The organism is Streptomyces sp. NPDC002690 (assembly GCF_053592415.1).
In genome coordinates this window covers 1-7,557 of sequence record NZ_JBSFVR010000363.1, presented here as the reverse complement: position 1 = coordinate 7,557, position 7,557 = coordinate 1, and the positions used below count along the sequence as shown (strand labels likewise).

The window sequence follows — 7,557 nt, the reverse complement described above, 5'->3', positions numbered from 1 at the left end:
CCGGGCGTTTCGCCCGGTGGCGCCGCGTCCTGGCCGGTGCGCTGGCCGTCCTGCTGGTCGCCGCCGGGGCCGCTCTCTTCGTACGCGGGCAGCAGATCCGGGACACCCCCGCCACCGCGAACCGGGCGCTCACCGACACGGCCGGGACCGACCGGGTCACCGCCGACGTCAGCAGCGCCCTCACCACGGTCTTCTCGTACGCGCCGGGCACCACCGCCGCGACGAAGGCCGCCGCCCAGCACCTGCTGGCGGGAGCGGCACTCAAGCAGTACGCGGCGCTCTTCGGACAGGTCGAGAAGCAGGCGGCCGACCAGAAGCTGACGCTCACCACCCACGTCGTGCGAGTCGGTGTCGTCCGGCTCACCGGCGACAGCGCCCACCTGCTGGTCTTCATGGACCAGGTGTACGAGCGCGAGGGCAAGGCCGCCACCTCGGCCCCCGCCCAGCTTTCCGTCACCGCTCACCAGCGGGACGACGTCTGGCAGATCGTCGACATCACCTCCAGGTGACGAGGCACAGCGACACGGCGCCGGCCCGCACGGGGGCCGGCAGGGGAGAGGCAGCGATGGCACAGGCGGGCAGAACGACACCTTCGCGGGCGAATCCGCTGGTGATGGCGGCGAGTGCGCTGGCACTCGTGGCGGCGGTCGCGGCGGGCTGGGGCGGGTGGTCCTGGTACACGGCGGCGCACGACGACTCGGCTTCGTACGCACAGGCCCGCGACGACGCCCTCGCGGCCGGCGAGCAGGCCGTGCAGAACATGAACACGCTCGACCACGCCCGGCTCCAGGAGGGACTGGACAGCTGGGAGGACTCCACGACGGGGGATCTCCATCAGCAACTCGTCGAGGGGCGCGACGCGTTCGTGAAGCAGATCGACACGGCGAAGACGACGAGCACCGCCCAGGTGCTCTCCGGCGCCGTCACGGAACTGGACGAAAGGGCCGGCAAGGCGAGCCTGATGGTGGCCCTGCGCGTCACCGTCAAGGCGCCCGAGGGCGACCCGGCGGTGAAGGAGAGCCGGATGCTGGGCCAGCTCACCCGGACCTCCCAGGGGTGGAAGCTCAGCGCCCTCGGCCAGGCGCCCGTCGGCAACACCGCCGGCTGACCCGCCGCTCCCGCCACCCCGCCCCACCCCGAGAGGAACCCCGGACATGTCGACGACCCGTCACCTCGTCAACCGGCAGCGCAGGCTGGCCACCGTCGCCGCCGACCGCACCACGGCGTCCCACGATGCCTCCCCGACCGCCGACGAGGCGGACGTCTCCGCTCCCGCCGACGCGGACGGTGGCGATCCGCGGGGCAACGATCCCGCCAACACCTCGGACACGTCCGAAGTCGCGGAGCGGTCAAAGGCCGCAGAGAACTCAGAAGCTGCAGAAGCCGCAGAAGCTGAGGAAACGGACGAGCAGGCCCCGGCCCCGCGCCGCCGGATTCCCCGTCTCCGTATCAGCCTCCCCGCCCTGCTGTGCGTACTCACGGTCCTGCTCGGCGTCTTCGCCGCCTGGGCGTTCACCTCGGCCGCCACCCTGCGGGACGACCCGAGCCGCCAGAACACGGCGCTCACCGACATCGCCCGCACCAGCGAGGTCAAGGGACAGGTCACCGAGGCGGTCGGCGCCGTCTTCAGTTACGACTACGCCTCCACCGAGAAGTCCGACCGCGCCGCGAAGACGTACCTGACCGGCAAGGCGGTGCAGCAGCACCAGGACATGCTCGCCGAGGTACGGGAACAGGCGCCGAAGCAGAAGCTCGTTCTCACCACGACCGTCACCGAGAGCGCGGTCCAGCAGCTCGACGGTGACCGGGCGAGACTCCTCATTTTCGCCGACCAGAGCAACACCCGTACCGGGGACAAGGAGGAGACGACCTACGCGGCGGCCATGTTCGCCGTGGACGCGGTCCGCAAGGACGGCCGCTGGCTGATCGCGACCATCGACACCTTCACCCAGTGACCCGGGGAGAGACGGACAGATGAGGTTCAACGGTTCCATGCGGCGCGGAATCACCGGCACGGCCACGGCCGTCGCCGCGATGGCCGCGCTCACGGCCTCGCAGGCACCGGGTTTCGCGGGTGCCGCGCACCAGGACGAGGCGAAGAACGTCGCCACCGACGAGGTGGTCTGGACGCAGGTGCCCAACGACGACTCGTACCACACCGAACTGCCGCCCCTGAAGTCACCGGCCCCGCTGACCCTGCCGACCGCGCAGAAACCCGGCGCGGACCAGCAGACCCCCGCGGTCGTCGAGGCATGGGCCCAGGCGGGCATCCCGTCGACCGTGCTCGCCGCGTACCGCAGGGCGGAGAGCGCCGTCGGCCGGACCGACGGCGCCTGCCGGCTGCCGTGGCAACTCCTCGCGGCCATCGGCAAGGTGGAATCCGGGCACGCCGCCGGAGGCAGGGTGGACAAGGCCGGTACGACGCTCTCGCCGATCCTCGGCCCCGTCCTGAACGGCGCCGGGTTCGCGAACATCCCGGACACCGACAACGGCGCCTACGACGGCGACAGCACCTACGACCGTGCCGTGGGCCCGATGCAGTTCATTCCGTCCACCTGGGCCCACTGGGGCCAGGACGGCAACGGCGACGGCCGCCGCAACCCCAGCAACGTCTACGACGCGGCGCTCGCCGCCGGCCGCTACCTCTGCGCGGGTGCCCGCAACCTCTCGGTCTCCGCCGACCTCGACCGGGCGATCCTCAGCTACAACCACTCGGACACCTACCTGCGCACGGTGCTGTCCTGGCTGGCGTACTACGACAACGGCGTGCACCCGGTGCCGGACGGCCAAGGCCCCCTGCCCACCAGCCCCGGCGCGGGTGGCCCGAGCGAACCGTCCGCCCCGGTCGGCGGCCCCGGCAGCATCATCATCGGCCCCCAGCCCTCCGGCACCCCCCGCCCGTCCACCTCGCCCACACCGTCCGGATCCCCGGACCCGAGCACGACCCCGGACCCGACCACCACCCCCGACCCGAGCACGACTCCGGACCCGGGTACGACTCCGGACCCGGGTACGACTCCGGACCCGGGTACGACTCCGGACCCGAGCACGACGCCGGACCCGGGTACCACCCCGGACCCGACCACCACCCCCGATCCGGGTACGACTCCGGACCCGACCACCACCCCCGACCCGGACCCGACCGACACCGGCACGCCCGCCCCGACGGACCCGGCGACGACGGAACCCACGGTCCCGGCCACCACCGACCCGGAGCCCACCTGCACGGACCCGGCCACCGACCCGGAAGCCACCGACGCCCCGTGCACCGACCCGGCCGCGGGCGGAGCGGAGTAGCGGCCCGCTTCCTCGGGGTACCTGCGCCCCGGCGCTGGGGGCGTCCCCGCGCGCGGGGAGCACGGCCGAGCTGTATGGGACCATCCCCGCGCGCGGGGAGCACATGGCGATCAGGCCGGTGTCGGTGAGCCATTGGGGACCATCCCCGCACGCGCGGGGAGCACACGCACGCGGCCGGGTACTTCGCCTTGCCGAGAGAGCCATCCCCGCACGCGCCGCCCAGCGTACGGCGGCCCCGCCGCTCATGCCGAAAGGGTGCGTCGGTCGCCGGCACCGAAATGGCGTCGGGTTTCCTCGTCGGCCGGCAGGAACGTCTCCAGGTGCAGCCCTTCCAGGGCGGCGTCGGTCGCCGTGCTGAGAGTGGCCGAGGTGCTGAAGAACCGGAGCGCGGCCCCCTCCACGTCGATGGCGAGCGTGACCACTGGCCCGGTCGGTGGGGTGGTGGCGCCGGTTCCGTCGAGATACCCGGCGATCTCCGCGGCGAGCGCCTGGTGGCGTCGGTCGTGGGTGCGCTCGGCCCGGTGTCTCACCTGCCGGAGCAGATGGCCGCCCCACTCCTGACGATTGCCGATCCGGTCGGCCAGCCCGTCCGGATGCAGGCAGACCCGGACCACGTTCACCGGAGGCTCCAGCAGCTTTGGTGCGCATCCGGTCAGCAGAGCACCGGCGGCGGCGTTGGCATCGACGATGTCCCAGTGGTCGTCCAAAAGCAGTGCGGGGTACGGCGCATGCGCGTCAAGCAGTTGGCGCAGCCCGTCCATCACCACCTCGATCGACACGTCGTCCCAGGGGAGATCCCGATAGCGCGGTGCGTAACCGGCCGCCAGCAGGATGCGGTTGCGGTCCCGCAGCGGCACATCCAGGCTCTCGGAGAGATGCGCGATCATCTCCGGTGTCGGGTGTGCGCGGCCGGTCTCCACCCGGCTGAGGTGCCGCGTGGAGACGCGCGACTGGTTGGACAACTCCTGCTGACTGAAACGGCGTCGCTCGCGCCACATCCGCAACAGCGCGCCGGGCGGCGGTTCTTCGGTGGCGATCCTCATGTTCGTGAGTTTAGGAGGCGGCGTCCGAAGCGCCATGACCTCCGAGGTCATGGCTCGACCGACCCGCCCCGGGCCAGGATTCCGGGCATCGGCCGAACCGGACGGAGGCGGTCGGCTGAACCGGACGAACGGAGAGAAGGACATGGCAGTCACGACGGGCACGGTCCAGCAGTACCTGGCCACCTGGAACGCGAGCGGGGAGGAGAGGGCGAAGCTGCTCTCCGATTACTGGTCGCCCGAGGTGACGTACACCGACCCGTTGGCCGAGGTCGCCGGCCACGAGGGGATCGCGGCGATCGTGGACGGGGCCCGGGAGCAGTTTCCGGGGCTGGTGTTCACCCAGGTCGGCGAGGCCGACGCCCACCACCGGCAGGTGCGGTTCCGCTGGGGCCTCGGATTCCCGGGAGCCGAGCCGCTGGTGATCGGGTTCGACGTCCTGGTACTGGACGAGTCCGGCAAGATCCAGGACGTCCGCGGATTCCTGGACAAGGTGCCGGCATGACGACGGCGTCCCGCGGATACGTGATCGGCTACCTGAGAGGCGTCGAACTCGGCCCGGCCATCGCCGAGTACATCGCCCGCGTCGAGTCCACGATGGCCCCGTACGGTGGCCGCTTCCTGGTCCACGGCGGACGGATCGTCCCGCACGAGGGGGAGTGGGACGGCGACATCGTCCTGTTGGAGTTCCCCGATCCGGCTGCCGCGCAGGACTGGTACGAGTCGCCCGGCTACCAGCAGATCCTGCCGCTCCGCACCGAACACGCGACCTCGATGGTCGCGCTGGTCGAGGGGGTGCCGGAGAACTACCGTGCCGCCGACAAGATCCGACAGCTGTTTCCGCCCGACAACCCCCATGCCCCTGAATGGATTTAGAGGTCGCTCGACGAACGCGGGATCCACGTCGAGTTCAGGCCCGCGCGCAGGCTCACGCCGTCCCCGACAGCACCTCGGAGAGGTCGTACCGCACCACTTCCTCCAACTGCCCGTAGGTGCAGCCGGAAGGGGTGCGGTCGGGGCGCCAGCGGCGGAACTGCGTGGTGTGCCGGAACCGGTCGCCCTCCATGTGGTCGTAACTCACCTCGCAGACCCGTTCCGGACGCAGCGGCACCCACGACATGTCCTTCTTCCCCGACCAGCGGCTCGGCGCCCCGGGCAGCCGGGCGCCCTCGTGCGCCTCGGCGTTCGCCCAAGCCCCCCAGGGGTGTTCGGTCGCGCTGATCCGCAACGGCGCCAGCTCCTCGACCAGTTCGGCCCGGCGCTTCATCGGGAAGGAGGCGCAGACGCCGACGTGCTGCAGTGCGCCCCCGTCGTCGTACAGCCCCAGCAGCAGGGAACCGACGATCGGGCCGCTCTTGTGCTCGCGGTAGCCGGCCACCACGCAGTCGGCGGTCCGCTCGTGCTTGATCTTGAACATGGCGCGGGCGTCCGGCCGGTAGGGCAGGCCGAGCGGTTTGGCGACGATCCCGTCCAGCCCCGCGCCCTCGTACTGGTCGAACCACCGCTGCGCGACCTCCCGGTCCGTGGTGGCCGGGGCGAGGTGGACCGGTGGCACCGCGCCGGCGAGCGCCGTCTCCAGCACCGTGCGCCGGTCGGCCTGCGGAGTGTCCAGCAACGACAGGTCGTCCAGGGCCAGTACGTCGAAGGCGACCAGCGACGCGGGGGTCCGCTCGGCGAGCGTCCGTACCCGGGACTCGGCCGGGTGGATGCGCTCGCTGAGCCGGTCGAAGTCGAGACGCCCGCCGTGCGCGAGGACGATCTCCCCGTCGATCACGCAGCGCGGCGGCAGCGACTCCAGGACCGCCGGGACCAGCTCCGGGAAGTAGCGGGTCAGCGGCTTGCCGGTTCGGCTGCCGATCACCACCTCGTCGCCGTCGCGGTGCACGATCGCCCGGAAGCCGTCCCACTTCGCCTCGTACTGCATGCCGGGCGGGATCGCCTTGACGGACTTGGCGAGCATCGGCTTCACGGGAGGCATCACCGGCAGGTCCATGGTCCGATTCTGCGCGGAACCCCACCGCCCGTCATTCGATATGCGGCATTTGCGTACCCCGCCTACGGTGGCCGACATGGGAGCTGCGGTGGAACTCGACGTGGACGGACGGCCGGTGCGGCTGTCCAACCCCGACAAGGTGTACTTCCCGGAGAAGGGCTACACCAAGAGGGACGTGGCGGAGTACTTCCTCGCGGTGGGCGACGGCATCACCCGCGCGCTGCGCGACCGGCCCACCACCCTCCAGCGCTTCGTGGACGGGGTCGAGGGCGAATTCTTCTACCAGAAGCGGGCGCCGAAGAACGTGCCCGACTGGATTCCCACCACCCGCATCTCCTTCCCCAGCGGCCGGCACGCCGACGAGATCTGCCCCGCCGGACTCGCGGCGGTCCTCTGGGCGGCCAACCTCGGCACCCTCACCTTCCACCCCTGGCCGGTGCGGAACACCGACACCGACCACCCCGACGAGCTGCGTATCGACCTCGACCCGCAGCCCGGCACCGACTACGCCGACGCCGTCGAAGCCGCCCACGAACTCCGCATCGTCCTGGAGGAGCACGGGCTGCGCGGCTGGCCCAAGACCTCCGGCGGACGAGGTATCCACGTCTTCGTGCCGCTGGTCCCCGAGTGGACCTTCACCGAGGTCCGCCGGTCCGCCATCGCCGTGGGCCGCGAACTGGAGAGGCGGATGCCGGACCGGGTCACCACCGCCTGGTGGAAGGAGGAACGCGGCGAGCGGATCTTCGTCGACTACAACCAGACCGCCCGCGACCGGACCATCGCCTCCGCCTACTCCGTACGCCCCTTCCCGCACGCCCCCGTCTCCGCCCCGCTGCGCTGGGAGGAGATCGACGACGCCGAGCCCCGGGACTTCGACATCAGGACCATGCCCCAGCGGTACGCGAAGGTGGGCGACGTCCACGCCGACATGGACCAGCACGCCTTCCGCCTCGACCTGCTGCTGGAACTCGCCGCGCGCGACGAGCGGGAACACGGCCACGGCGACCTGCCCTATCCGCCGGAGTACCCCAAGATGCCCGGCGAACCCAAGCGCGTGCAGCCCAGCCGCGCCCGGCACGACGACGAACCGGAGACCGACGCGTGAGCGGAGAACGCACACCGCCGGAGGGCGCCGACAACGGCGGGACCGCACTGCGCGAGGGATGGGGCGAGGAACCCGCGTACATCGCCAGTGGCGGATCGATTCCGCTGGTGAACGGGCTGGCC

Annotated in this window: 9 protein-coding genes; 7 read left to right on the top strand and 2 right to left on the bottom strand. The window is 71.5% G+C overall.

The annotated features are described in order from the left end of the window. From ACWD3D_RS30505 to ACWD3D_RS30490, 4 genes are all read left to right on the top strand, one after another. Positions 1-509: hypothetical protein (locus tag ACWD3D_RS30505; protein ID WP_451463985.1), on the top strand; the 509-nt coding region annotated here is incomplete at its 5' end. Positions 510-613: 104 nt separating this feature from the next. Then, a complete protein-coding gene (locus ACWD3D_RS30500) occupies positions 614-1,108 on the top strand; it encodes a hypothetical protein (RefSeq protein WP_387364318.1) in 495 nt (164 codons plus the stop codon). A 46-nt stretch (positions 1,109-1,154) separates the two neighbouring features. After that, on the top strand, positions 1,155-1,955 hold the full coding sequence (locus ACWD3D_RS30495; protein WP_451463984.1) for a hypothetical protein: 801 nt from the start codon (positions 1,155-1,157) through the stop codon (positions 1,953-1,955). 19 nt (positions 1,956-1,974) lie between these two features. Further along, a complete protein-coding gene (locus ACWD3D_RS30490) occupies positions 1,975-3,297 on the top strand; it encodes a lytic transglycosylase domain-containing protein (protein WP_451463983.1) in 1,323 nt (440 codons plus the stop codon). Between the two features lie 242 nt (positions 3,298-3,539). Here the strand turns inward: ACWD3D_RS30490 and ACWD3D_RS30485 are convergent, their stop codons facing one another. Next, positions 3,540-4,340, bottom strand: coding sequence for a helix-turn-helix domain-containing protein (locus tag ACWD3D_RS30485; RefSeq protein WP_451463982.1), 801 nt, complete (start codon positions 4,338-4,340; stop codon positions 3,540-3,542). 142 nt (positions 4,341-4,482) lie between these two features. Between ACWD3D_RS30485 and ACWD3D_RS30480 the strand changes: the two genes are divergently transcribed. Further along, positions 4,483-4,842: a nuclear transport factor 2 family protein gene (locus ACWD3D_RS30480; RefSeq protein ID WP_451463981.1), complete on the top strand. Its 360-nt coding sequence runs from the start codon at positions 4,483-4,485 to the stop codon at positions 4,840-4,842. Beyond that, on the top strand, positions 4,839-5,213 hold the full coding sequence (locus tag ACWD3D_RS30475; protein ID WP_451463980.1) for a DUF1330 domain-containing protein: 375 nt from the start codon (positions 4,839-4,841) through the stop codon (positions 5,211-5,213). Before ACWD3D_RS30480 ends, ACWD3D_RS30475 begins: the two co-directional genes overlap by 4 nt. Positions 5,214-5,265: 52 nt before the next feature. Here ACWD3D_RS30475 and ACWD3D_RS30470 read toward each other — a convergent pair whose 3' ends face one another. Beyond that, the gene (locus ACWD3D_RS30470; protein WP_451463979.1) at positions 5,266-6,330 is read right to left on the bottom strand and encodes an ATP-dependent DNA ligase; all 1,065 of its coding nucleotides are present in this window, start codon (positions 6,328-6,330) and stop codon (positions 5,266-5,268) included. A 76-nt stretch (positions 6,331-6,406) separates the two neighbouring features. Here ACWD3D_RS30470 and ligD point away from each other — a divergent pair, with 76 nt between their 5' ends. Then, a complete protein-coding gene (gene ligD, locus ACWD3D_RS30465; protein WP_387364262.1) occupies positions 6,407-7,435 on the top strand; it encodes a non-homologous end-joining DNA ligase in 1,029 nt (342 codons plus the stop codon). Positions 7,436-7,557: the final 122 nt, after the last annotated feature.